Source organism: Candidatus Leptovillus gracilis (assembly GCA_016716065.1).
GTDB classification, from domain to species: domain Bacteria; phylum Chloroflexota; class Anaerolineae; order Promineifilales; family Promineifilaceae; genus Leptovillus; species Leptovillus gracilis.
The window spans coordinates 329,421-352,971 of the sequence record JADJXA010000001.1 but is presented as its reverse complement, the minus strand read 5'-3'; the positions used below and the strand labels follow the sequence as shown (position 1 = coordinate 352,971).

The 23,551-nt window shown below is 59.6% G+C and carries 18 protein-coding genes and 1 pseudogene; 11 read left to right on the top strand and 8 right to left on the bottom strand.

The genetic code is table 11. The features are described 5' to 3' along the window. Nucleotides 1-92: 92 nt before the first annotated feature. Genes polA through IPM39_01505 form a run of 3 tightly spaced genes read right to left on the bottom strand, consistent with a single transcriptional unit; the run spans nucleotide 93 to nucleotide 6,730 of the window. Entirely contained in the window at nucleotides 93-2,885 is a 2,793-nt protein-coding gene (gene polA, locus IPM39_01515; protein ID MBK8984753.1) for a DNA polymerase I, read from the bottom strand. Nucleotides 2,886-2,895: 10 nt separating this feature from the next. Next, nucleotides 2,896-3,570 carry a hypothetical protein gene (locus tag IPM39_01510; GenBank protein ID MBK8984752.1) on the bottom strand — a complete coding sequence of 225 codons (675 nt, stop codon included), beginning with the start codon at nucleotides 3,568-3,570 and terminating at the stop codon, nucleotides 2,896-2,898. Further along, the gene (locus IPM39_01505; GenBank protein MBK8984751.1) at nucleotides 3,557-6,730 is read right to left on the bottom strand and encodes an O-antigen ligase family protein; all 3,174 of its coding nucleotides are present in this window, start codon (nucleotides 6,728-6,730) and stop codon (nucleotides 3,557-3,559) included. Before IPM39_01505 ends, IPM39_01510 begins: the two co-directional genes overlap by 14 nt. A gap of 419 nt (nucleotides 6,731-7,149) precedes the next feature. Between IPM39_01505 and IPM39_01500 the strand changes: the two genes are divergently transcribed. The 3 genes from IPM39_01500 to IPM39_01490 all read left to right on the top strand — a co-directional run bounded on the left by IPM39_01500 (nucleotide 7,150) and on the right by IPM39_01490 (nucleotide 8,666). After that, on the top strand, nucleotides 7,150-7,470 hold the full coding sequence (locus IPM39_01500) for a nucleotidyltransferase family protein (protein MBK8984750.1): 321 nt from the start codon (nucleotides 7,150-7,152) through the stop codon (nucleotides 7,468-7,470). Further along, nucleotides 7,467-7,811: a DUF86 domain-containing protein gene (locus tag IPM39_01495; GenBank protein ID MBK8984749.1), complete on the top strand. Its 345-nt coding sequence runs from the start codon at nucleotides 7,467-7,469 to the stop codon at nucleotides 7,809-7,811. Before IPM39_01500 ends, IPM39_01495 begins: the two co-directional genes overlap by 4 nt. A 456-nt stretch (nucleotides 7,812-8,267) precedes the next feature. Beyond that, complete coding sequence (locus IPM39_01490; protein ID MBK8984748.1) at nucleotides 8,268-8,666, top strand: hypothetical protein; 399 nt, start codon at nucleotides 8,268-8,270, stop codon at nucleotides 8,664-8,666. 1,259 nt (nucleotides 8,667-9,925) lie between these two features. Here the strand turns inward: IPM39_01490 and IPM39_01485 are convergent. From IPM39_01485 to IPM39_01470, 4 genes and pseudogenes are all read right to left on the bottom strand, one after another. Further along, nucleotides 9,926-10,120 (bottom strand): annotated as a pseudogene (locus IPM39_01485) (helicase). Nucleotides 10,121-10,269: 149 nt separating this feature from the next. Continuing rightward, on the bottom strand, nucleotides 10,270-10,515 hold the full coding sequence (locus IPM39_01480) for a DUF433 domain-containing protein (GenBank protein ID MBK8984747.1): 246 nt from the start codon (nucleotides 10,513-10,515) through the stop codon (nucleotides 10,270-10,272). A 33-nt stretch (nucleotides 10,516-10,548) separates the two neighbouring features. Next, nucleotides 10,549-12,159: a G5 domain-containing protein gene (locus IPM39_01475; GenBank protein ID MBK8984746.1), complete on the bottom strand. Its 1,611-nt coding sequence runs from the start codon at nucleotides 12,157-12,159 to the stop codon at nucleotides 10,549-10,551. A gap of 140 nt (nucleotides 12,160-12,299) precedes the next feature. Further along, nucleotides 12,300-12,713, bottom strand: coding sequence for a DUF2267 domain-containing protein (locus IPM39_01470; protein ID MBK8984745.1), 414 nt, complete (start codon nucleotides 12,711-12,713; stop codon nucleotides 12,300-12,302). Between the two features lie 247 nt (nucleotides 12,714-12,960). Here IPM39_01470 and IPM39_01465 point away from each other — a divergent pair, with 247 nt between their 5' ends. Then, nucleotides 12,961-13,614, top strand: a complete 654-nt coding sequence (locus IPM39_01465) for a 50S ribosomal protein L25 (protein MBK8984744.1) — start codon at nucleotides 12,961-12,963, stop codon at nucleotides 13,612-13,614. Nucleotides 13,615-13,738: 124 nt separating this feature from the next. Continuing rightward, on the top strand, nucleotides 13,739-15,796 hold the full coding sequence (locus IPM39_01460; GenBank protein MBK8984743.1) for a glycosyltransferase family 39 protein: 2,058 nt from the start codon (nucleotides 13,739-13,741) through the stop codon (nucleotides 15,794-15,796). Between the two features lie 3 nt (nucleotides 15,797-15,799). Here IPM39_01460 and IPM39_01455 read toward each other — a convergent pair whose 3' ends face one another. Beyond that, nucleotides 15,800-17,410: a DUF3459 domain-containing protein gene (locus IPM39_01455; GenBank protein ID MBK8984742.1), complete on the bottom strand. Its 1,611-nt coding sequence runs from the start codon at nucleotides 17,408-17,410 to the stop codon at nucleotides 15,800-15,802. A gap of 156 nt (nucleotides 17,411-17,566) precedes the next feature. On the opposite strand from IPM39_01455, the gene IPM39_01450 reads away from it, so the two are divergent. The 6 genes from IPM39_01450 (at nucleotide 17,567) to IPM39_01425 (ending at nucleotide 23,492) form a co-directional block, all read left to right on the top strand. Then, entirely contained in the window at nucleotides 17,567-17,857 is a 291-nt protein-coding gene (locus tag IPM39_01450; protein ID MBK8984741.1) for an antibiotic biosynthesis monooxygenase, read from the top strand. A 52-nt stretch (nucleotides 17,858-17,909) separates the two neighbouring features. Continuing rightward, nucleotides 17,910-20,579: a hypothetical protein gene (locus IPM39_01445; protein ID MBK8984740.1), complete on the top strand. Its 2,670-nt coding sequence runs from the start codon at nucleotides 17,910-17,912 to the stop codon at nucleotides 20,577-20,579. A 105-nt stretch (nucleotides 20,580-20,684) separates the two neighbouring features. After that, nucleotides 20,685-21,221 (top strand): hypothetical protein, encoded by a 537-nt coding sequence (locus IPM39_01440; GenBank protein ID MBK8984739.1) that lies wholly within the window; start codon nucleotides 20,685-20,687, stop codon nucleotides 21,219-21,221. Nucleotides 21,222-21,282: 61 nt separating this feature from the next. Further along, on the top strand, nucleotides 21,283-21,561 hold the full coding sequence (locus IPM39_01435; protein MBK8984738.1) for a hypothetical protein: 279 nt from the start codon (nucleotides 21,283-21,285) through the stop codon (nucleotides 21,559-21,561). An 18-nt stretch (nucleotides 21,562-21,579) separates the two neighbouring features. Then, on the top strand, nucleotides 21,580-21,792 hold the full coding sequence (locus IPM39_01430) for a hypothetical protein (protein MBK8984737.1): 213 nt from the start codon (nucleotides 21,580-21,582) through the stop codon (nucleotides 21,790-21,792). 167 nt (nucleotides 21,793-21,959) lie between these two features. Then, nucleotides 21,960-23,492 carry an alpha/beta hydrolase gene (locus IPM39_01425; GenBank protein ID MBK8984736.1) on the top strand — a complete coding sequence of 511 codons (1,533 nt, stop codon included), beginning with the start codon at nucleotides 21,960-21,962 and terminating at the stop codon, nucleotides 23,490-23,492. Nucleotides 23,493-23,551: the final 59 nt, after the last annotated feature.

Here is a 23,551-nt window from a genome sequence, read left to right as displayed (position 1 = left end):
GCTCTGTTCCGTTATGGGTGGTGGTTAGCCGATAGGCGCTTGGGCCAAAGGCCGTGGCTTCTGACCAAACGCCACGTGCCACGTGCCACAGTCTAATCCTTCAGTTCTAGCCAGTTATGGCCGGTGCTGGCTTCTACTTTGAGGGGAACGTCTAGCTGGAAGGCTTCAGACATGGTGGCGATGACCAGGGGTTTAACGGTCGTCATCTCTTCATCCGGCACTTCCAGCAGCAGTTCATCATGCACTTGCAGCAGCATCCGCGCGTGGTATCCCGCTTGGAGCGCCTGGTGCAGGCGCAGCATGGCGATTTTGATGATGTCGGCGGCCGTGCCCTGGATGGGGTGGTTGATGGCTTCGCGCTCGGCGCGCAGCCACGCCTGCCGGTTGCTGCCGCCCAATTGAGTCTTGAACACCGGGAAGTAACGGCGGCGGCCCAGCAGCGTCTCCACATAACCCTGCTGCCGCGCCCTCTCTTTGGTGTCCGCCAGGTATTGTTTGATGCCGGGGAAACGGCCAAAATACTCGGCGATGTAGTTCTCCGCCTCGGCCAGTGTTAGTTCCGAATCGCGCGCCAGACGGAACGCGCCCATGCCATAAATCAGGCCAAAATTGACAGCCTTGGCGAAGCGGCGCTGGTTGTACGTCACCTGTTCGACGGGGATGTTGTAAACGGCCGCGGCCGTGGTGCGGTGAACGTCCTGGTCGGCGCGGAAGGCGGCCAGCAGCGCTTCATCCTGGCAGACATGGGCCAGGATGCGCAGTTCCACCTGGGAGTAATCGCAGGCCAGGAACTGCCAGCCGGGGCGGGCGACAAAACCGCGCCGGATTTGCTGCCCTACATCGCTGCGGATGGGGATGTTTTGCAGGTTGGGGTTGCTGCTGGCCAGCCGGCCAGTGATGGCCCCGGTCTGGTTGAAGCTGGTGTGGATACGGCCGTCATCCGGGTTCACCATCTCCGGCAGGGCATCCACGTAGGTGCTTTTCAGCTTGCCCAGTTCGCGGTACTCCAACAGCACCTTCACAATGCCCCACTGGTCCGCCGGAGCCAATGCTTCCAGCACGTCGGCGGCGGTGGAATAATAGCCGCTGCTGGTCTTCTTCAGCCCCTCAATGGGCAGGCCCAGCTTTTTAAAGAGGATGTCGCTGAGCTGCTGCGTGGAATTGATGTTAAACGGCTCGGCGGCAATCTCGTGGATTTCTTTCTCCAGAGCGTCGAGACGCGCCGCCAACTCTTGCGACATCTGGCGGAAAAACGGCACGTCCACGCCAATGCCCTGCTGCTCCATATCCGACAGCACTTCGATGAGCGGCATCTCCAGGTCCAAGATTTTTTCCAGCCCTTTCTCTTTGATTTCGGCGCGCAATGGTTCCACCAGGCGCAGGGTCACATCGGCGTCGGCGGCGCCATAGGGCGCGGCTAGTTCGATGGGCACTTCGGCGAAGCTGATCTGATTTTTGCCCCGGCCGATGAGGTGGTCGATTTCTGTCATCTCGATGCCCAGGCGGTGGCGGGCTAAATCTTTGAGGCCCTTGTGTTTGGTGGCCGGGTCGGTCAACCATTCGGCGATCATCGTGTCGAAAGTGATGGGCGAGACTACCAGGCCGTGCCGTTCATAAATAATGGCGTCGTATTTGGCGTTGTGGGCCACTTTGGCGATGGCCGGGTTGGTCAGGGCCGGCCGGATGGCGTCCAGCACGGTTGGCAGCGGCAGTTGGTCGTCGGCCAGGCGCGGCGCGGTGGCGAAGAGGGCCATCTGGCCGCTGGTGGTTTGGGCGGCGGCCGCCAGGTGGCCGACCGGGATGTAATAACTCACCGGCGGCTGCACCGCCAGGCAAACGCCAACAATTTTGGCCTGCATTTCGTCCAGGCTGGTGGTCTCTAAATCGAAGCTGATCATGCTGGCCTGGTTCAGGTGCGCGACCAGATCGGCCAACTGCTGTGGGGTACGCACAATGACGGTTTCGGTGGCCGGTTCGGAGGTGGTTTCTAGCGTCACGTCGGTTTCGTCGCCTAAGAAGGTGACAAGCATGTTGGCGAGGGAACGAAACTCCAGGTCGCGGAAGATTTCTAGCACGGGCGCGGCCTGGAAATCGTGGGCGCGGCAGGCTTCTATATTTAGCTGGATCGGCGCGTCGGTGACGATGCGGGCCAATGTCTGGCTGAGGTAGGCGCTCTCTCTGCCATCGGCCAGCTTTTGGCCCATGGCCCCTTTGATGGCCTCCAGGTGGGCGTAGAGGTCGTCCAGGGTGTGGTATTCGGTGAGCAGTTTGACGGCCGTTTTCTCGCCAATGCCTTTGACGCCGGGGATGTTGTCGCTGGTGTCGCCGACCAGGGCTTTGTAGTCTACGAACTGGTCGGGCCGGACGCCGAATTTGCGGCTGACGGCCGTTTCATCATAAATTTCTGGTGGTTGGCCGCTGCGGGCGGGCAGCTCCACGCGGGTATTGTCGTCCACCAGTTGCAGCAGATCGCGGTCGCCGGTGATGATATGGACCGGCACGCCGAGCGGTTTGGCCTGCCGGGCCACCGTGCCCAACACGTCGTCGGCTTCGTAGCCTTCCAATTCCAGCACCGGGATGTTCAGCGCCCGCACCACGTCGCGGATGCGCTCGATTTGCAGCGCCAGTTCGTCGGGCATCTTCTCGCGGGTCCCTTTGTAGTCGCTGAAGATGTCGTCGCGGAAGGTTTTGCCCACGTCGAAGCTGACAGCCAGGTATTCGGGTGGGTTGTCGGCCAGGAGGAGGTCGAGCAGGGTGCGGGTGAAGCCGTAGGTGGCGTTGGTCGGTTCGCCCGCTTTGGTGGTGAAGGCTTCGAGAGGTAGGGCGTAGAACATGCGATAGGCCAGCGCGTGGCCGTCTATAAGAACAAGTTTTTTGGTAGACATGCCGGATATTTTACCATAAAACATTTGTTCGTGTATTGCTTTCTACGCCATACAGCCCGATATTTTGCCCCTTGAAGTTCAGCCGAAACGGGGCGACCGCCACCCCTTTTTGTACGGCGTAGTCGGCCAGGCTTTCCAGCCAATGGACGCCGGGGGGTGGGATGAGCGGCTCGTCTATGATGCAGCAGGGGAAGAGGACGAAGCCGCAGCCATAGCTGGCCGCCGCCTCGATGATGGCGATGTTGCAGCCGTGGGCGTGCATCCCCACCAACAGATCGAACTGCTGCCCCATGTCGCGGGTGAAGGGTTGGGCAATGTGGCGCACCTGCTCGGAACCATCCAGCCGCACGCGCTGGCCGGTGGCGATGTCTTTGTATTTGTCGGGCAGGGGTTGGTAGGTGGGGTCTATGACGGTGGCGGGCCAGCCGCTTTGCTGCAGCAGGTGGGCCAGCAGCCCTTTGCCGCCGGCAATGTCGGCGACGCGGCAGGGGGGGAAATGTTCGGTTAGCCAGCGGTGCAGCAGTTGGAAGCGGAACTTCTTCATCTTGCGCAGCTCTTTGGCGCGTTGGGCTTCTAGCTGGCGTTGGTAGCTGAAATCGGGCAGACGGTCGGCGGTTACGGCCGTTATCCGCTCCACCCGCGCATACAAATCCTGGCCGAATTCGCGGTCTTTATGTCTGGTCATCGTCACCTGCCTGGGATAGGTCGGTGGCTGGGGAGCCGTGCTGCGCCAGCCATACGGCCGTTCCCAACAGCAAATAAAACGCATAGGCCAAATCCGTCAGGAAGAAGCTGTGGTCTACGATGCCGTGCATGACCATGCTGATCAGCCCGCCGCCCAGGCCCACGGCCACCGGCCGCCAAACGGCCGTTACCATTCCCGGCAGTTTCCACAACCGCCAGCCCGCTTCACCAATCAGCCACGCCCCGGTGAGCAAGCCCAACAGCCCTAACCGCGTGGCAAAGTCAAGAGCGATGTTGTGCGGGTGGTTGAGGTTTGGCTCCTGCCAGGCCGCATCCAAAATGTAACGGCCGCGATGGGCGTAGAGAAAATTGTCCAGCCCCACGCCCAACCAGGGGTGGTCGGCGATCATGTTCAGGCTGGCGCGCCACAAGTTCAGGCGGAAGAAGCCGGTCTGACTGTTCAAATCCAGCCGTCCGGCAAGCTGGGGGATTTGCAGCGCGGCCAGGAAAACGGCCGTGCCCGCCACGCCAAAAACGAGCAGCCAGGGCCAGGTGCGACGGCCGTTCGCCTGCTGCCAGCGCCAGAAGACATACAAAAAGGCCGCCGGTAAGCCCAACAACAGCGCCCCCTTGCTAAAACTCAACAGCGCCGCCAGCCCCATCGGCACGAACAAAGCGCCATAAAGCCAGCGGCGCGGCCCGTTGTCCCGACCCAGCAGCAGCATCGCCAGCGCCAGCGGCAAAATGCGCCCCAGATAAAGCGCCAGATTGTTGGGCGAGCCGTAAATCGAGCGGATGCGCAGCAGGCCGCCTTCGGCCGTAATCAGGCTGTCGCGGTCGAAGCCGAACTGCCACAGGCCAAACAGGGCCACTGCCGTGCCGCTCAGCACAAAGGCATCCAGCACCGCCCACATCTCCCGCTGGCTCAACTTCACGCCGCGCAGCAGCACATAAAACAGCATCGGCTGAATGATGACCATGCGCCACTCGTTGGTCGCCACGTCCAGCCGCTCGGTGAAGAGCAGGGAGGCGGTGGCGACGAGGGCGAAGGCCAGGACAGCGTAGTCGGCGGTGGGGCGGGCGGGGGAGACAAGGAGACGGGGAGACAAGGAGAGGGGGAGAGGGAGAGGGGGAGAAGCCGCAAGCCGCGATCTGAAATCCGAAATTTTGTGGAGGAGGAAGGCGGCGAAGGTAACGGCCGTTAAAATCTCCACCGGCGAGAAGAGGAATTGGAACATGGGCTTGGGCCAGGGGGGGACGTAGAAGGGGATGGTGAAGGCGATGAGGACCACGCCCCAGGCGGGGCGTAGGGCGATCAGCACAAACAGGGCGGCCAGGGCGATGATGTAGACGTAGAAGCTGGGGGCCACGTAAAACAGGGCGGCGACCACGGCCGTTAACCCCAACTGCGGCCCATCGCCCAACCGCCGGTAGAGGCTGGCCGCGTCTTGTCCCCACGTCAGCCAGCCCGTCAGGGTGACAAGGGCGGTGAGGGCGACGGCCAGCCCGACCTGTACGCCGCTGCTCAACCGGGCATACCCGGCCGACCTTTCGCGCAGCCAGTCGCCCCAGTGGGCGCGGCGGGTGAAGGTGATGGCGGCGATGAGAGTGAGAACGGCCGTTGCCCCCAACAGCCAATACCCCACCGAAAAATCTGCCTCTGGCGGGCGGTAGCCCACGCTGAAGCCATTCAGCGCCCATTGGTCCCAGCCACGCGAGGTGATAACCTCCATGACGTGGACGCCCGGCTCCAGCCCTGTCGCCACCGGCGCGATGGTGATGTAGTCCTCGGCCGGGTCGGCGGCGGTGAGGACGAGGGCGGCGCCGTTTTCGTCGTGGGGCAGGGCGTTGGCGGGACGGCCGTCTATCGTCACATACAGCCGGGCGCGGAAGTTGGCGCGGCGCACCCGCAGCCCGGCCTCCGTGCCCCAAAAGGTAAAGGTGACGCGATCCGGTGGTTCGCCAACGGCCGTCTCGCTAATATCCGCGCCAAACTCCGGCGAAAACCGCCACCCCCCTTCATACACCTGCGCCAGATCATCGGGCGTGGCGAAGTGGAAGCCGGGCAGGGCGACCCCCAATTGACAATTGACAATTGTCAATTGACAATTGTCAATTATCCCCCTCCCTTTCACGCTAAACCCCCACCGCGCATCGTCCGCCGGGGCGGCGGGTTCCCAATTCTCCAGGAAGAGGACGCCCGCCCAGGGCCATTCGGTTTGGGCGCGTTGCAGGGCGGCGTTGGTCCAATCGGCCTGCTGTTGGGCGGTGGTCTGGCCCCAGACGGAGGGCGCGCCAGTCCAACCGGCGGGCAGGCTGTTCCAGCCCCAGTTACCCGCCCAGAGCGCCTTACCGCCGTCGTTGTTGCGTTCCATTACCTCGCGCAGCAGGATGAAGCGGCTGAAGTTGAGGATGGCGTTGTCTACGCGCCGGTCGTCGGGCGGGGAATTGAAGCCGTAGGGTTTACCGGCGGCGATATCGAAAGCGTTGGCCGCGCCTTCTTCGTAGAGTTGTTGCAGGTAGAGGTGGTCGGCCAGGTTTTGCGGGCCGGTTTCCACGGTGGGGGCCAGGGGCGCGGCGACGATGACGGCCGTTCCGTCGGCGGCGCGGATGGCGGCGGACGCGGCCGTCAACAGGGCGGCGTATTCGGCGGCGTTGACGGGCTGATGGCCCCAATGGCTGGTGAGGTTGGGTTCGTCCCAGATGATGTAGTGCTGAATCTGGTTGCCGTAGCGGGCGGCGAATTCACCCGCCCACTGCGCGTAGGCGGCGGGGTCGGCGGGCGGGGCGAAGTTGTTGGCCGGGTCGCCATCGAGCAGGGGGGTGAGGGTGAGATGGTGGGTGGAGACGGCCGTTACCACCCGATCCGCCGCGTCCCAATCAAAATCTTCAGTAAAGTAAAAGGATTGCTTCACGTCGCTAACGCCCAGGGCGGCGATCTGCTCCAGGTTGGCGGCCAGGGCTGCGTCGTCGTATTGCTCCAGGGCGACGTTGAGGCCCTGGCGCGGGCCGCCATGGGCGATGGGGCCGGGCAGCCCGGCGGGGATGCCGCGCAGCAGATAGGTCTGCCGGGCGCGCAGCCCGCCCAGGCCGAGCAGGGCCAGGGCGGCGAGGGTGAACAGGCCGAGGGAGAGCCAGTGGGCGCGTGTGGTCGTGATCATAGGCTGGTATTCTAGGGGAATTGGGGGAAATGGGAAACTATGATTGGGCTACGGCGAGCTGCCGGGGCGTGAACACCCCGGCAGAAAAACGACGCCGGGTAAACCCGGCTTTTTGTTCTGTTAGCCCCGTTCACGGGGCGTTGCTTTTTGCCGGGGCATTCATGCCCCGGCGGGGCGGCTGCCTTTGTGTGCCCTCCCAGGGCGTGAACACCCCGGCAGAAAAACGACGCCGGGTAAACCCGGCTGTTTGTTCTGTTAGCCCCCAAAGGGGGCGTTGCTTTTTGCCGGGGCATTCATGCCCCGGCATGGGAGGCGGCTGCCTTTGTAGAAATCTTTCGTGCGCGATACCTTCCCGGAACTTCTGAGCTTCCGAGAGGGTTGGGACTATGCGTGTGAGGATATGTTACAATTGTGTCATGATGGCTAAGAAATCGAAAAATCCAACGGCTAAATCAGTGGGGGAAATTCGTGAAGCGCTGCGGCAGCAGTTGCCGAACCTGGCTGCGAATTATCACGTGAGTTATTTGGGCGTTTTTGGTTCATACGTACATGGTGCAGTTCATCCAGAAAGTGATCTAGATGTTCTGGTAGATTTTTCGCGGACGCCCACGCTTTTCCAATTTGTTCGCCTGAAAAACGAACTGACTGATTCGCTGGGCATACCCGTGGACCTGGTTATGAAAAGCGCCCTCAAGCCGAAGATTGGCGAGCATATTCTGGCTGAGGTTGTGCCTGTATGAAGCGAACTTATGAAGATTCCTTGCGCGATATTTTGACGGCTGCGGAACTTGCCCTGCAATTTGTTGAGGGGTTGGAATTTGAGGATTTCCAGGATAATGTGGAAAAGCAGTATGCAGTAACACGCGCTTTTGAAGTTATTGGCGAAGCGGCGCGTAACGTACCGGCAGAGATTCGCGCAATGTATCCTCAACTTCCCTGGTCAGAAATGATTGGCATGAGGAATGTACTCATTCATGATTATGTGGGAGTGGATGAGGCTGTGATTTGGCGAACGATTCAAGATGATTTACCGTCGCTTTGTGAGAGTGTCCGGGGCATTTTGGCGGAGTTTACGGGATAAGTTCCAGTTTGGCCTGTGCCAGCAGAGCGTGCTGCCGGGGCGTGAACATCCAGGCAGAAAAACGACGCCGGGTAAACCCGGCTTTTGTTCTGTTAGCCCCGTTCACGGGGCGTTGTTGTTTTGCCGGGGCATTGATGCCCCGGCAGGGCGGCTGCCTTTGTGTGCCCTGCCGGGGCGTGAACACCCCGGCAGAAAAACGACGCCGGGTAAACCCGGCTGTTTATTCTGTTAGCCCCCTTTAGGGGGCGTTGCTTTTTGCCGGGGCATTCATGCCCCGGCGGGCTGCCTTTGTACAGAGAGAAGAGATTAGACCAATCTTATCACCCAATAGACCTATTGACTTGCCTGTTTTCCCTTGCCTAAAATGAACCCGTCAGTTGGTAGGGGGAAACGTTGCCAACCCCACAGCCAGACAAGCAAAAGCCATACAAATAAAAAGACGGAGGAATTTAAACAATGGCAAACTTGTTGCAGGCAGTTAACGCTTATGGCCCCAAATTAGATTTGAACAAAACGGCCCAGCTAGACCGTGTGGTGGCCTGGATGTCCAGCCGCACCGGGGTAAACAAGAGCGAAGTCATGATGGTTTTGCAGGAGTTGCACGAAGGCATCATCTTTTTTGCCAGCGAAGGCACGCCGGTAAAATTGCCGGGCGTGGGCACATTCACCCCGGTTATCAACCGCGACGGCGAGATGAAAATAGGCTTTCGTGCCGACGCGGCCTTAAAGAAGGCCCTTAACAACAGCGATGTGTACGTGGGACGCGCCAAAAACAAAAGCGGCGTGGGGCTGACCAATGAACAGTTGAAGCAGATGTGGGATGCCGAACACCCGGATGATCCGTTGGTAATTTAGGGGTAAGAAATTTCCGCATTGGAGATTTTATTTTCCGCATTGGAGATTTTATTTTCCGCATTGGAGATTTTATTTTCCGCATTGGAGATTTAAATCTCCGCATTGGAGTTTGTGCGTTTCCGCATTGGAAATTTGGGCATGGTTCAATTTGAGCGAAAGGTCCTTTACAAATTTTTCTGTAGACATGTCATGCTGAGGTCCCCCGAAGCATCCCGCTCCTCTGGGGTGAACGGGATGCTTCGCTCCGCGGACTCCACTCAGCATGACAATTCGGCGCTAATTTGTAAAGATGGTTTCTCGCTAGATGAACCATACCGAAATTTTTGTTTGCGCCTTATCGCTTAGAATTTGCGCCCTGTTATTTGAAAATTAACCAACCGCTTGTCTGAAATGGCCTGCTGACAAACAAAGAGGGCCGGGTAGCAATGCCCGGCCCTCTTTGTTGTTTGATAAGTTTAGGAGGGATAGGTGCTAGATCTTACCGCTTCCACCACATTTACCGCATACTTGCGTTTGCTTTGGCGTCTTATTCAGCAAATAAGCTGGTGTGCCAGGTGCAGTGACCTCAACCCATCCTTGACCATTGCAAATAGGGCAGGTGTTCGATTGCCAGTTGGGAATGGGAAACAACTCGCTAAATGGCGTACTTTTTGATTTTTCTTCGGGACGGGGCAGGTAACCGACTCCTCCACACACTGTACATTTCGTTGTAAGACTTCCAATGATCCTGACCCCAGTGCCATTACAAATGCCACATGCCAGACGAAATGGATCCTTTTCTTTACCTGGTATGGTTTGACCTGAACCATCACAAATTGGGCATACTATCACGGAATTCTGATTACCAATCGTCTTGCCAAGACCCTGACAATTGGAGCATCGAACGGAAAGGGGCGCTTTTTCCTGGCCTGGCACAATATGGCCTAAGCCATCACATGTTTCACATTGTGTCGTAAAGTATCCGTTTTTTATCTTTCCAGACCCTTCGCATACAGGATATCGTTGATACGGTGCATGACTAAATTCCTCCCAGAGCTTTTTCCACCAAGACATTATTCACCTCCCGATCTGATCAACTTCATGAAACTGACAAAAATATAAATGGCACTTTTCTAATTAGTTGTAATGCACCATCTTCAGTTTTTAGATCTACCAGAGAGGGTGTCATACCCGCGGAGGCGGGTATCCATCTGACTCGCCAAAGTAGATTCCCGCTTTCGCGGGAATGACAATGAAGAAGTGCAGACATAGTGTAACGGTTACGCATCAAGTTTCGCAATCTCTAGCGGCGGCAAGGCGTCTACAATGGCGACGGTTTCCAGGCTGACGGTGATGACTTGTTTGATGAGGCGCAGGATGTAGGTTTCATCGTCGGGGTTGTTGGGGTCATTGGTGATGCCGCTGCGCTTGTCGGTGCTGACCTGGTATTGGTCTATGACCCAACCGAGGGCGGCAATACCAGCCGTGTTTCCTTCCCCTTGTCGCGCACACACCATCACCAGCAGAACGAGAACGATCAAGATATGGCAGCACACTTTTCGCATGGATGGCTCCCCCAAGCAAGGTTTACGGTTTGCGCCGAATCCGCAAGCCGCGTGGTGGATTAACTGGCAAACGGAATCAATAACTCTTGGCGCATCACTTCGGCGGCGTAGGCTAAAGCGGCCTGGATACTCGCCTCATCCAACTGCGGAAACCCGATGATAACTTCATCGGGCGACAGGCCATCGGCCAGACTGCCCACAATGGTAGCGATTGGAATGCGCGTGCCTGTTATGCACGGTGCGCCATGATGCAAATCAGGATCAATGGTGATGTAATCTTTCCAATTTATGCGACTCATCGGCATTCTCCCAATTAAGATGACCAGATTATACTACAGCTATGGCTCTCGGCCGGGTTGGTCGGGCGATGGGGGGGTGGGGCGGGTGGGCAGGGCAGCGGCAACGGCCGTGCCATAGGGCGCCCAGGTGGGGTGGGTGTTCACGGCGTCGCCGTCGGTCAGGCGGCGAGCCAGGCCATCGGCCAGGGTGTAGAGGTAAAGGTCGTTGTTGAAGATGAAGGCCATCTCGTCACCGGTTGGCCCCCAGGCCATGAAGGCTTGCTGGCGCGGGAAGTAGCTGTTTTCGTTGGCGGCCGGGTAAATCTGGCGAGCGTTGCTGCCGTCGCGGTCCATCAGCCAGAGGGTGTAGCTGCTGCGCAGGCTGTCTAATGGGTCGGTGGTGCGTAAGAAGGCGAGGGGCGCGTCGGCGGCCGGATTGCTGGCCCAATGCAAATGCGCCCACATGCCGGCGTTGGGCACAAAGCGCCCGGCGACGCCGCCAAGCGTATCCACCACCCAATTGGCAAACAGCGCTTCTTCCGGGTCGTCGCTGTCGTGGCGGGTGAAGGCCAGGAAACGGCCGTCTGGCGACCATGTCAACGTCGGAACCCATACCCAATCACCCGGCGGGTCAAATTCGGTGAAGGTTTGCAGCGTCACCCGCTGCGCTTCGCCCCGCGCCGGTTCCAGGTTAATCAGTCCCACTTCGTTGGCGTAGCTGTAGGCGATTTGCGCCCCGGTCGGCGACCAGGCGAAGTTGCCGCCCCACCAGGAATAGAGGGCGGCGTAGGCTTCCACCAGCTGTTCCGGCTGCAATTCATCGTCAGGGTCAGGTGGGATTTGCGCCAGCCACAAATCGTTGTTGGCTTCCCAACCGGGCGGCGTGGTGATGGAGACGGCCGTTGTATAAGCAATTTCGCCAATTTCTGCCTCGTCGGTTGGGTTCCAATCGGCCCAAAGCACGTTTGCCACACCCAGAGGGCGCGGTTCGGCGTCGCGTTGGGTTTCGATGACGTACAGGGCGTTGTTGAAGACGGCTGGGTCGCCGTCCACGCGGCTGTAGAGCAGGTGGCTGCCGTTGGGCGAGAGGCTGAAGACACGGCCGTCTAGCTGCCCGCCGGATGGTCCGGCCACGTTGAGCTGGATGGGAAAAGCTGATTCACCGCGTAGGAGAACGGCCGTGCCGTCGCTGATGTAGGCCAGGGTTCCGTCAAAGCGGGCGTTGCCACTGCCCGCGCCAATGCCTACCATCACAATCTCATCCTGCGGCTCTTCGATGACAATGGTCTGGGTGGGCCAACGTTCCGCCTCCAGGCCGTCGCGGTAGACAATGCGGATGGTGGTCTCTTGCAGACCATCTTTGCCCGGCTGCACGATCAGCGGCGGAGCGTCGGCGGCCATTGCCTCGTTGCGCACGGTTTTGCGGGCAAAGGGCAGGCTTTGGCTGATGGTTTCCGTGCTTTCGCGGATGCGGGTGATGGTGACGGTTTCGCCGCCGGTCAGCGGCGTGTAGACGGGCGGGACGATTTCGTCATTTTCGCCCAGGGCCACGCCGGCTTCGGCCAGCAGTTCACGCACGTTGGCGGCCTCGGTGATGAGATTGAAGCTCTGGCCGTCGGCGATGAGGGTGACCTGGAGGGGTTCGCTAACGGCCGTTACCGGCGATTCCACCGCACAGCCGACGAGGAGAAGTGCGACAAGAAGAGCGTAAACCGTAAGCCGTGTTCCGTATTCTGTGAACCGTGGAGGGAACACGGAATACGGAACACGGAACACGGGGTACGGCTTACGGCTTACGAACAACGGCCGTCTCACGCCGCTTGCCACATCTCACGCAGTTCGGGGGAAAGGGTGTCGGCCACGGTCTGGCTGACATTATCGCCAACGAGGGTTTTGAGATTGTGGAAGGTGGCTGTGATGGGGTAGCGGGCAAATTGGGCGTCGGTATTGCCGGCGCGGCGGGCGACCATTTTTTGGAATTCCAGCCGGGTGAGGCCCTTGTTGCGGAAGTGGAGCAGCCAAAACTGTCTTGTTAGCTGCTTGCTCAGTTCTTCGGGCAGCGCGTGGGCCAGCTCTTTTTTGGTACGGCCGTTCAGATTCAGCGCCAACGTGCGCAATGTCGCCTCGCTCCAACGGCGGGCGTGGTCTGGGGTGCGCAGTTTGCCGGTATGTTGCACGGCCGTGTAATAGGCCGTCAAATCATTGCCTGTGATGGTCTGTGTCATCGTGCCTCCGCAGCGACTTTTTTACCCCGCTCAGAGGCGGGCGTCAGGTTGACGATTTAGCAATCCTTGTTTATACTTCGACGGTTCATTTCCAACCAGATTCGAATTATAATCGAACAGTTGATTTTAAGGTATGCCAACAGGCGGCCATCAACGACGGGATGAAGAATCTGAACGGCCGTGAACGCAAAATAATCGTAAAAATCCCCTCGTCCAACGAGGAGTTGACAAGCTGAGGAATGGAATTATGTCTGAAGAACGTTATACCCTGGTAGCCGAACCGCGCACAATTGTGGGCAAACAAGTAAAACAATTACGTCGTCAGGGCTGGACGCCGGCGGTGATTTACAGCACGCAGCAAGAGCCGATGAACATTCAGTTAGAAAGTCTGCCGCTGTTTAAAACCCTACGCAAAGCCAGCACCAATCACCTGATTGACGTGAGCGTGTCTGGGCAGACACACACGGTCCTGGCGCGTGAAATTCAACAACACCTCACCCGTGGCGATCTGGTTCACGTGGATTTTCTGCAGGTAGATATGAAGGCGATCATCGCTTCTGAAGCCGAATTGGTCGGCGTGGGTCTGGCGGCCCCAGAGGAACAGGGCTTAGGCTCGGTCACCCTGGTTATGCACAGTGTGGCGATTGAATGTTTGCCCGACAACCTGGTAGCGCAAATCGAAGTTGATTTTAGCAAGATTGTTAACGCCGACGACGTGATTACCGTGGCCGATCTGGTTGTGCCGGAAGGCGTTACTATTATGGCCGAACTGGACGCCCTTGTGGCCGCCTTCTCTTACGAACGTGTGGCCACCGATGCGGAAGAGGTGGATGCCTATGCGCCGCTGGCCGATACGGTGGAGGTCATTGGCAAGGGTAAGAAAGAAGACGAATTCGAGTAGTTTGCTCTGCTTGTGGCAGCGTGTGACAAAGGCTGGAACTGTCGAGAGTTCTGGCCTTTTTTATTTGGGTGTGTTTCATACTCAACTCATTTGAAACACACCCTTTTCATTTAGGCAGGGGCTTATGATTATTCGCCCCTGCCGCAATTGGGAATTGATGATGTCCAGATGGTTGGTGGTGGTTGGTCTGATAGGTATCTTGCTCGTGGCGGCCGCTTTGCGCTGGACGGGGCTGGATTGGGACGATTACCATCACTTTCATCCTGATGAGCGCTACATTCATTGGGTGGCGACGACAATTGAACGGCCGTCTTCCTGGCGCGCACTTCTCACTCTGCACGAATCCACACTAAACCCGTATTATTGGCCGCCAGACGCCGCCAGCCCTGGCATTGTGACGCCACAAGACGCGCCGCGCCGTTTTGCCTACGGGCATTTGCCGCTCTACCTGGGCGTGGCCGCCACGCGGCTGGCCGAGTGGGCGGGAGGGCGCTGGGGCGACCGTCTGCCGCCAGATTGGCTGCTAACGCGGGATATTTTGAACCAGGCCGGCATGGTGGAGTTTCGTCATCTGGCCGCGGTGACGCGGGCGCTGACCGGGCTGGTGGACCTGGGCACAATTTTGCTTCTTTTTTTGTTGGGGCGGCGGCTGTTTGGCACGGCCGTTGGCCTGCTGGCCGCCGCCTTTTTAGCCCTCAACGTCATGCACATCCAACTGGCCCACTTCTTCACTGTAGACCCGTATTTGACGTTTTTTGTGGCAGCTACGATGTGGTTTATTGCGGATTGCGGATTGCGGATTGCGGATTGCGACGCATCCTGTCACCCCGTCACCCTGTCACCAGGTCATCCCGTCACCCGTTCCTTCCTTGTGGCGGCCGTTTTTGCCGGGCTGGCGGTGGGGGCTAAATTCTCAGCGGTGCTGCTGTTTGTGCCGTTGGCAGCGGCCGCTTGGGCGGCGGCGGGGGCGAGATGGTGGCGCTGGTGGGGCACGGCCGTTCTCGTCGCCTTCCTCGCTTTTTTCCTCACCAACCCGTTTGCCGTGCTGGATTGGTCTTGCCAGGTCATCACCCCGGCCATGTCTGTTGGGCCGCTAACCATCCCGCAAATCAACTGGGCTTCCTGCTACCTGGACAACCTGACGGCGCAAAGCGTTATGGTCGGCGGCGGCGGCGACATTCCCTTCACCCGCCAATACGAGGGCACGCTGCCCTACTTGTACCCCATCGAAATGCAGCTTAAATGGGGCATGGGCTGGCTGTTGGGTCTTCTGGCCTTCGCCGGCTTTGGCTGGGTCATCGGGCAAGAAAGCAAAACATTGCAGTTTAAAAACGGATGGCGTCTCTTGTTCCCTGTCTCTCGCCCTTTGTTCCTCGTCCTCTCCTGGGCTGTGCCTTTTTTTCTGGTGACGGGCAGTTTTTACGTGAAGTTTATGCGCTATATGCAGCCGCTGGTCCCGCTGTTGATGTTGTTTGCGGCGGCGCTGGTGTGGCAGTTGGCGCGGCGTTGGCGGGGATGGGTGGCCGGTGGGGCGCTGCTGGTTACGGCCGTATACGCCCTGGCCTTCGTCAACATCTACCAAACGCCCCATCCCTGGGTTACGGCGTCCGAATGGCTGTACGCCAACGCGCCGCCGGGGGCGCTGATTCTTAGCGAGCAGTGGGACGATGGCCTGCCAATCTCCCTGTTTGTGGCGGGCGCGCCGCGCCTGAGCGAGACGTACCGCCACGCCGAACTCACCTGGCTGACAGGCGTAGGCGAACGGGACGACGCCGCCAAACTGGCCGCCAATCTGGACCTGTTGGCGGCGGCCGATGTGTTGACGCTAAGCAGCAGCCGGGCTTATGGTGTGGTCCCGCGCCTGCCGGAACTCTATCCGCTGTCCGGCCAATACCACCAGATGCTGCTGGACGGCCGTTTGGGGTATGAATTGGTCTGGGTCAACGGCCGTTACCCCCATCTGGCTTCTGTCTATTATCGGCCCGATACCTTTGGCTGGCCGGGGCTGCAACCACCGGACATGGCGGCGCGCTATCTGGCAGACGCCATGCCCGGTCTCAACGGCGGGCGGGTAGACGAGAGCTTTGTGGTCTACGACCAGCCGTTGACGCTGATTTTCAGGAACAACGGCCGTCTCTCGGCGGCCGAAATGGCCCAGTTGTTCAGCCCACCAGATTCGTGACCACTACAGCTTTAGCACCAGCCCTTCATCGGGGCTGATGGACAGTGCGGCCAGGTTCACCGGGCCGCTGCGCTGCATGTCGCTGGCGACGGCGATGACGGCCATGTCGGCCACCGCGCTCAGGTCCAGGGTGTGGGCTTCGCGGCCAAAATTCAGCACAACCAGGAAACTGGCCGCGCCAGGGTGGGCGCGTTGGTAGGCGAAGACGTCGTCGTCGGCCGTGTCCACTGTGGCATAAGCCCCTACTTGCAGGGCCAGTTCTGCCCGGCGCAGGTGGGCCAGCGCCCGGTACAGATGCAGCATTGAAGCCGGGTCGCTTTCTTGTTGGGCCACGTTGCGCGTCGGGTAATCGGCGGCGGCCGGCAGCCAGGGTTGGGCGTTGGCGGCGGTGAAACCGGCGTGGGGCGATGCGTCCCACTGCATCGGGGTGCGCTCTGGGTCGCGCCCGACGATGTGGGCGATTTCCGGCTGGTTGACGGCCGGTGGGTCCTGGACAAATTCAGGCGGGATGTGCCCATCCTCCATGCCGATTTCTTCACCGTAGTAGGTGGTGGGCGTGCCGCGCAGGGTTAACAGCAGCATGTTGGCGATACGCGCCTGAGCCGCGCCGAGGCGCGTGGCGACGCGGTGCTGGTCGTGGTTGCCCAGCACCCAGTTGGGCCAGGCCCCTTTGGGCAGGGCGGCTTCGTAGGCTTCCACCAGTTGGCGCACGGCCGTTGCCCGCCAATCTTTGTTGGCGATGAGGTGAAAGTTGAAGGGCATGTGGCATTCATCGTGGGCACGGCCGTAATAGGCCACCAACTCGTCAAACGGCAGGTAAATCTCGCCGACCATCATGCGCTCGTCGTATTCGTCCAGCAAGGCGCGCATCTGCCGGATGATGTCGTGGACGCCGGGCACGCTCTGCGTGTAGATGTGCTGCAAGCTGGCGTATGGTTCCACGCCGTCCCAATCCGGGTTGGTTGGCTCGTCGCGCAGCAGCTCATCCTTCATCATCAGCCAGATGACGTCCACGCGAAAGCCGTCTACGCCTTTGTCCAGCCAGAAGCGCATGGCAGCCAGCACGGCCGGCAGCACATCGGGGTGGCGGTAGTTCAGCTCCGGCTGCTGCGTGACAAATTGGTGCAGGTAATATTGGCCGGTGGTCGCGTCGAAGGTCCAGGCCGGACCGCCAAAAAAGCTGAGCCAGTTGTTAGGCGGCCCGCCGTCTGGGGCGGGGTCGCGCCAGATGTACCAGTCCCGTTTGGGATTGTCGCGGCTGCTGCGGCTTTCCACAAACCAGGCGTGTTCGTCGGAGGTGTGGTTGGGGACCAGGTCCAGGATGAGCTTCAGGCCGCGCGCGTGCATGTCGGCCAGCAGGGCGTCGAAATCGGCCATGCTGCCAAACATGGGGTGGATGCCGGTGTAATCGGCCACGTCGTAGCCAAAATCGTGCATGGGCGAGGGGTAGATGGGCGAGAGCCAGACCGCTTCGACGCCTAAATGTTGCAGATGGTCCAGGCGTTGGCGGATGCCGGGCAGGTCGCCGACGCCATCATGGTTGCTGTCTTGGTAGGAACGGGGGTAAATCTGGTAGATGATGCCGGTTTGCCACCATAAATAATTGTTTGTCATGGTTTGTTTTACCTTTTGTGTGAATGGTTAAGGACAAGTTCTTGCCTGGGATTGTACCAGATTGGGACAGATATGGCCTCGGCTGGGACAGGTATCCTTTGTCACGCCGATTCAACCAGTCTATACTTTTTTGAAAACGTTAAAAGGAGAGCAACTATGTATGGACTCATTGGCAAGATTCGTGTCGTCCCCGGCCAGCGGGACGCCTTGATCGCTATCCTGCTCCAGGGAACAGGGCAGATGCCTGGCTGTTTAAGTTACATCATTGCCAGAGACGCAGCCGATGACGACGCGGTTTGGGTGACGGAAGTCTGGGATAGTCCGGCAAGTCATGAAGTGTCGTTGTCTTTGCCAACCGTTCAGGCAGCCATTGCTGAGGGCAGACCCCTGATTGCCGGCTTTGGCGAACGATTTATCACCGAACCGGTCGGCGGCTGCGGATTGTGAACTTTTTCGGAGCGGTGTTGCCATAAACCGTTATTCTGTCTATGCTTGAAACATGGTCACGCAATTGCTGCACACCAAATGCCACATGCCTCCCTGGCGAACCAACGGCGTGTCCCGGCCCCGCCTGCGCGAACGGCTGCAACGTGGCTTCCTGGACGGCCGTAAACTGACACTTATCTCTGCCCCAGCCGGTTATGGTAAAACCTCGCTGGCGGCGGACTGGGTACAGCAGACGGCGCTGCCCATCATCTGGTTGGGGCTGGATGAACAAGACAATGAGTTCGGCCGTTTTCTCGCCTACCTACGGCTGGCTCTGCAAAAGATGTCGGCCAACGCCGGGTCTCAGTTACAAACAGCCCTGGATGCACCGCATCTGCCTTCACTGGAGGAAATCGCCGCCTGTCTCTGTGACGACCTGGCGCAATTGGGGCAAGAGGTGAAGGAAAACGGCCGTTTCCTCCTCGCTCTCGACGACTACCACAAAATCCACCAACCCCTGATCCACGACCTGCTCAACCGGCTGCTGGCGCATCTACCGCCCGCTTGCCACCTGCTGCTCATCAGCCGCGAAGACCCGCCGCTGCCGCTGCCCCGCCTGCGCGTGCGCGGCGAGATGACCGAGATCCGCGCCCAGGATTTGCGCTTCACCGTCGCCGAGGCGGCCCAATTCTTCAACCAGGCAATGCAGCTAACCCTGTCGCCGGAGTGGGTGGCAGCGCTGGAAACGCGCACCGAAGGCTGGGTGGCCAGCCTGCAACTGGCGGCGCTCTCCTTACAAGGGCGCGACGCGGCCCAAACTGAGGCGTTCATCCACGCTTTTGGCGGCAGCCACCGCTATGTCTTTGATTATCTGGCCGAAGAGGTATTGGGGCAGCAAGATGCTGAGGTGAGGGAGTTTTTGCGGGTAACGGCCGTTCTCGACCGCTTCAACGCCTCTCTCTGCCAATCCCTCACCGGCCGCGCCGACAGCCAGGCCATTTTACAGCGGCTGGAACAGGCCAACCTCTTTTTGATTCCGCTGGACGACGAGCGCGACTGGTTTCGCTACCATCATCTTTTTGCCGATTATCTGCGCGCCGGACTCACCCCGCAAGAATTAGCCCGGCTGCGAGCCAGCGCCGCCTATTGGTGCGAGGGCAACGGTCTGCGTTTTGAGGCCGTCCAGTACGCCCTGGCCAGCGGCGACTCTGATTTTGCCGCCGACGTCATCGAGCGCGCCCTGGAGAAAAACACAACCTGGTCTAGCGGCAACGTCACCCAATTTTTAGCCTGGCTAGACGCCCTCCCGCCACAAACCATGCAAAGCCGCCCCCAACTCAGCCTGGACGCCTCGCGTATTCTGTTTACATTGGGGCGCTTCGACACGGCGGAAACATCCATCACCCAGGCCGAACAAGCGCTGCAAGCGCTTCCCGCCACACCGGAAACAGAACAAATGCTGGCGCTGGCCGACCTCTATCGCGGCTCAATTGCCTCGGTGCGCGGGGATGCGGTGCAAGCCATCGAGCAGATTCAGTTTGCCCAGGCCCGCCTGCTGCCAGAAAACCATCTCGCTCAGGCCCGCGCCCTGTTCAGCCTGGGTCAGGCATATCATCTTTCCGGCCAGACGGCGCGCGCCGTAGAGAGTTACTTGCAATCCAGCGCAGAAGCGCAGGCGGCCGGCGTTTTGTTCCTCGTCGTCCATGCTCGCTGCGCGGCGGCGCGCCTGCAAATTGTCCAGGGGCGGCTGCGTCAGGCGGAGCAGACGTGCCAGGAAGCGCTGCAATTCGCGGAAAATGCGTCTATCCCGCTCTTAGGGCTGGCCCACTCGCTTTTGGGCAGTATCGCCCTGGAGCGCAATGAGCTGGAGAAGGCAGACAGGCTGCTGCAAGAAGGCATCTCCTTGTCACGCCAGGGACGCCTGATGGATGATCTGACCTGGGGGCTGATTTTTCTGGCCCGGCTGCGGGCGGCGCAAGGGGCTGCAAGCGGCGCCCTGACTGCTATGCAGGAAGTACAGGCGATTGTGCAGGCTTACGGCGTACCGCGCATGTCGCTTCTTGTCTCGGCTTACCTGGCCCGCATCCAACACGACACCGGGCAGAAAGAGGTGGCGGTGCAGTGGGCGGCCGAATATCGGACGCTGCGCAGCGCGACCCTACGCGAGTTTGAGGAGCTGACTCTGGCGCATATCCTTCTGACGGCAGGCGAATTGGAGCCGCTGCCCGCCATTTTGCATCCACTGCTGGCGCAGGCAGAAGAAGGGGGGCGCGGGCAAATCTGTCTGGAAGCGATGCTGCTGCTGGGATTGTGCTGCCAGGCCAATCAGGAAGAGACGGCCGCCCAAGAGTGGGTGGGTAAGGCGCTGCGATTGGCTGCGCCGGAGGGGTATGCCCGCCTCTTTTTGGATGAAGGACGGCCGTTGCTTGACCTGCTGCCCCAGGCGCGCCCCATTGCGCCGGATTGGGTGGACACGCTTCTGACGATGAGCCAGCCCCAATATCAACCGCACACCCCGTTTCTGGCGCAGTTGCCAGAACCATTGAGCGAACAGGAAATAAATGTCTTACGCCTGCTCTGCGCCGGTCTATCTAACCGGGAAATTGCCGCTGAACTGTTCATCAGTCCCGGCACGGCCAAGTGGCATGTCCACAATATCTTACAAAAACTGGGCGTCAGCAGCCGCGCCCAGGCTATCATCCGCGCCCGCGAGATGGGATTGATTGAATACGGGTTAACCTAACCTACCCTCAAACCTACCCCCCAACCTATCTTTAGATAGGCGACTCCTTCCCAGCCCCAACGGTATACTGCGAACAAATACACATGCAGTTACCCGGAGGGCAACATGAATCACCTGAGAAAATCTATTTTAGTTTTGGTTGTGCTGCTGGCGTTGGCGGGCTGTACGGCGCGCACCCGTAACAGCACGGACACGGCCGAGATTGTGAGGAAAACGGCCGTTCTCATCGCCGACTTCACCCCCCCAACTGGCTACGAGCCGGAGTTTGGCCTGCACGCCATCGGTTATACCGTCGTCGCCTACAACAGCGGCGACAGCGGCGGCCACCTCTACCTGGTGCAAGCCGGGCAAGAGGCGAGCGACGCGGTGCTGACGACGCTGGAAGAGACGCTGGCGAATCTGGTTCCCGGCTACAGCCAGGATGACAGCCAGATGACGGTGGTGGAACAACGGCCGTTCACCATCCGCGACCAACCCATCACCCTGACCATCAGCGAAGGGACGAAGTGGGGGGATGAACAAGTGCGGCAGGTAACGGCCGTTTTCCAGGGCAAAGAAGGCCCGACGCTGCTGACTCTGCTGGAACCGGTCAGCGGTTGGAATGAAGCAGCCGTCGAAACTTTCCTGACCTCTATCCGCTAACCTAACCGACCTAGAATTTCAGTTTCAACAAAGAAGCTGAACTTCTCGCAGGAGACGTGAGATGAATCGTAAATTGAGCATAACCCTTGTTGCAGGCTTATTGATGGGCATTTTCTTGGGAGGCGTGTTCTTTGGCCCGGTATTGGGCAGCGTGATCACCTTCCTCGCTAAAACGTTCGTCGCTCTTTTCTTTGGCGGCGCACTGGGCAACGTTGCTTTAGGCATCATCATCGGGTTTCTCGGCGGCTTGTTGATAGCTGGGTGGGCAACGGCCGTTTTCCGGCCTAATCATGCCAGCCAGCGAGAGGCAAAACAGCAGCCCACCTATGGCGCCCTCTGAGGCCAAAGGAGATGACTCATGGACGCAACTGATTACCAAATCCGCGTGCGCGGCCATCTGGACGACCGCTGGTTCCGCTGGTTTGAAGGGCTGACCATCTCGCTGACCCCTGACGGCGAGACCCTCATCACCGGCAAAGCGCTGGACAATGCGGCCCTACACGCTTTGCTCAACCGCATCCGCGACCTCGACCTGGAACTACTCTCGGTGCAGCAGATGGGCGCGGAATAATTGTTAATGATCAATCGTAAATTAAGAGGTGCATCATGTCTAAAAATCAAAAGAATGTTTCCGTTTTCCTTTGTCCCTTATGTCCCTTTGTTTCTTTGTATTAAATTCTTCTCAAGGAGCTTCTACCATGTCCACCCCCAAGCAATCTATCTCTCACGCGCCCACAGATGCGTTTGTCTCGACAAATCAAAGGCTGGCTACGGGCGCTGCTGCCGGCAGCCCCGGCGCCCCGGCGCTCCTGCACGCCCCCCGCCCCCGCCGCCCTTGTCAGTTTTACCGGGTTTCTTACCGCTCTCTACATGCCGCGCGGGCCGGTAACGGCCGTTCAACTCTGGCTTGTCCTCTTCAGCAGCCTGGCCATCGGCCTGATTGGCGGGCTGGCGCTGCGCACCCGCTGGGCCTATCTGCTGCTGCCCCTCATCTACATTGTCACCGTAGAACTCAGCCGGATGAACGTCGTCGGGCCAACCGTAGACGCCTTGCGCCTGGACAACCCATTCGGCATCCTGGCCCTGCTTGTCGGTCGCGTCTTTCATGGATTGGTCGCCTTCCTGCCCATGTGGTTGGGCATTGGCATTGGCCTGGCCTGGGCGCAGGGGCAAAGCGTATGGCGGCCATCGCTGCTGCTGCCCGGCCTGCTGCTGATTGGCCTGGTCATCCTCAACGCCATCCCGGCCCGCACGCCGCCTGTTGTGGATGAGAACGGCAGCCCCATCCCCGGCAGCCTCGCCGAACTGGCTCATATCCGCCTGGGTGGGCAAGAACAGGCCATCATGATCCACGGCCGCAGCGCCGACCTGCCCGTGCTGCTCTACCTCAGCGGCGGGCCAGGGCAAAGCGACCTGGCCTATTCCCGCGTCCTGTTCGCCGACCTGGCTCAGGATTTCATCGTCGTCGGCTGGGACCAACGCGGCGCGGGTAAATCCTACGCCGCCCTCGACCCCACCAGCGACCTGACGCTCGACCAGGCCATCGCCGACACCATTGAGCTGACCAACTACCTGCGCCAGCGCTTCGACGAGGAAAAAATCTACCTGATGGGCGAATCGTGGGGGGCGACGTTGGGCGTGCTGGCCGTGCAGCAGCAACCCGATCTCTACCACGCCTGGATTGCCAGCGGCCAGATGGTCAGCCAGCGCGAGACCGACCGCCAGCTTTACCGCGACATCCTGGCCCTGGCCGAGCGCACCGGCGACATGGCGCTGCGTGAACAAATGTTGACCTTTGGCGAACCGCCCTACGCCGACGTACCCTATCCGAACGCGGTGGTGATGGGCTACTACCCCCGCCTGGAGACGCCCTACACGCCACCTCGCGCCTATATCGAACGGGGAACGGCCGTCAACCTGGGACCCTACGGCATCTTCGGCAGCGAATACAACTTCGTGGAGAAGGTCAACGTGCTGCGCGGCCTGATTGATATGTTCTCCATCATGTATCCCCAGCTCCAGCACATTGATTTCCGCCAGGATGTGCCCCGTCTGGACGTACCGGTCTACATTCTGGATGGCGCGGCCGAGCTGACGGCGCGGCGCGAGCTGGCTCTGGAATGGTACGAGATGCTGGACGCCCCCAGCAAGCGGCTCTACACCATTGAGAACGCCGGGCATTCGGTCGCCTTCGAGCAGTTTGAGGCGCTGCATGAAATTTTGACGGGAACTGTCCTGCCAGAGACGTATCCGCAAACAGTGAGCCAGTGAACGGCCCACGCCAGGAATGAAAAGCAAGAGCGAGAGTAAGAAGTCGAGCCAGACTCTCG

Coding starts and splice junctions, on each gene's coding strand:
- polA (MBK8984753.1), bottom strand. CDS start 2,885: ATGTCTACCAAAAAACTTGTTCTTATAGACGGCCACGCGCTGGCCTAT.
- IPM39_01480 (MBK8984747.1), bottom strand. CDS start 10,515: ATGCCGATGAGTCGCATAAATTGGAAAGATTACATCACCATTGATCCT.
- IPM39_01495 (MBK8984749.1), top strand. CDS start 7,467: ATGAAGCGAACTTATGAAGATTCCTTGCGCGATATTTTGACGGCTGCG.
- IPM39_01490 (MBK8984748.1), top strand. CDS start 8,268: ATGGCAAACTTGTTGCAGGCAGTTAACGCTTATGGCCCCAAATTAGAT.
- IPM39_01505 (MBK8984751.1), bottom strand. CDS start 6,730: ATGATCACGACCACACGCGCCCACTGGCTCTCCCTCGGCCTGTTCACC.
- IPM39_01460 (MBK8984743.1), top strand. CDS start 13,739: ATGATTATTCGCCCCTGCCGCAATTGGGAATTGATGATGTCCAGATGG.
- IPM39_01430 (MBK8984737.1), top strand. CDS start 21,580: ATGGACGCAACTGATTACCAAATCCGCGTGCGCGGCCATCTGGACGAC.
- IPM39_01435 (MBK8984738.1), top strand. CDS start 21,283: ATGAATCGTAAATTGAGCATAACCCTTGTTGCAGGCTTATTGATGGGC.
- IPM39_01470 (MBK8984745.1), bottom strand. CDS start 12,713: ATGACACAGACCATCACAGGCAATGATTTGACGGCCTATTACACGGCC.
- IPM39_01450 (MBK8984741.1), top strand. CDS start 17,567: ATGTATGGACTCATTGGCAAGATTCGTGTCGTCCCCGGCCAGCGGGAC.
- IPM39_01455 (MBK8984742.1), bottom strand. CDS start 17,410: ATGACAAACAATTATTTATGGTGGCAAACCGGCATCATCTACCAGATT.
- IPM39_01500 (MBK8984750.1), top strand. CDS start 7,150: ATGGCTAAGAAATCGAAAAATCCAACGGCTAAATCAGTGGGGGAAATT.
- IPM39_01510 (MBK8984752.1), bottom strand. CDS start 3,570: ATGACCAGACATAAAGACCGCGAATTCGGCCAGGATTTGTATGCGCGG.
- IPM39_01445 (MBK8984740.1), top strand. CDS start 17,910: ATGGTCACGCAATTGCTGCACACCAAATGCCACATGCCTCCCTGGCGA.
- IPM39_01465 (MBK8984744.1), top strand. CDS start 12,961: ATGTCTGAAGAACGTTATACCCTGGTAGCCGAACCGCGCACAATTGTG.
- IPM39_01425 (MBK8984736.1), top strand. CDS start 21,960: ATGCGTTTGTCTCGACAAATCAAAGGCTGGCTACGGGCGCTGCTGCCG.
- IPM39_01440 (MBK8984739.1), top strand. CDS start 20,685: ATGAATCACCTGAGAAAATCTATTTTAGTTTTGGTTGTGCTGCTGGCG.